Genomic DNA, 455 nt, shown 5'->3' on the forward strand with positions numbered 1-455 from the left:
TGATAGAGACCTGCTGCTGCCTTTTGTCCATACCATCACGGTCAACCTGCAACCACCCCTGACGCGCCAGAACGGTGACGTTTCGTCCTACCGTAGAACGATCCAGCCCGGCGATATCACCGAGCCGGGTAAGGCTTACGGGATTATTGTTTATCACCAGCCTCATCAACGAATACTGAGCAATATTGATGCCATAGGCATCCAGCTCGGCATCGTAAATCGCGGTCATCTTACGTGTGAAATCACGCAGATTTTTACAGTAGCAGGGAGAACTCATATCCAGTGCCCATATCAAGATCAGATAACAAAAGGGATTTAAGAGCGTATACCCGCATTAGATCTGAGTCCAGAATGCGACACCGGAAAATAAACATTTGATGCAGTGACTCCCTGGCTGAACCCGAAGGTTTATTGATCTGCTGGAAAGCGTTGACGCTGATCGCAATATATGGGTA

At 48.4% G+C, this 455-nt stretch carries 2 protein-coding genes; both read right to left on the reverse strand.

The window, feature by feature from the left end; genetic code table 11:
* Positions 1-277: MarR family transcriptional regulator (locus RTW80_RS27295; protein WP_312721210.1), on the reverse strand; the 277-nt coding region annotated here is incomplete at its 3' end.
* A partial coding sequence (locus RTW80_RS27300; protein WP_312721212.1) for a hypothetical protein occupies positions 255-455 on the reverse strand: 201 nt, incomplete at its 5' end. The genes RTW80_RS27300 and RTW80_RS27295, both read right to left, overlap by 23 nt.

The sequence above is a fragment of the Escherichia sp. AM3 genome, from assembly GCF_032029835.1.
In the GTDB taxonomy this organism is placed as follows: Bacteria; Pseudomonadota; Gammaproteobacteria; order Enterobacterales; family Enterobacteriaceae; genus Escherichia; species Escherichia coli.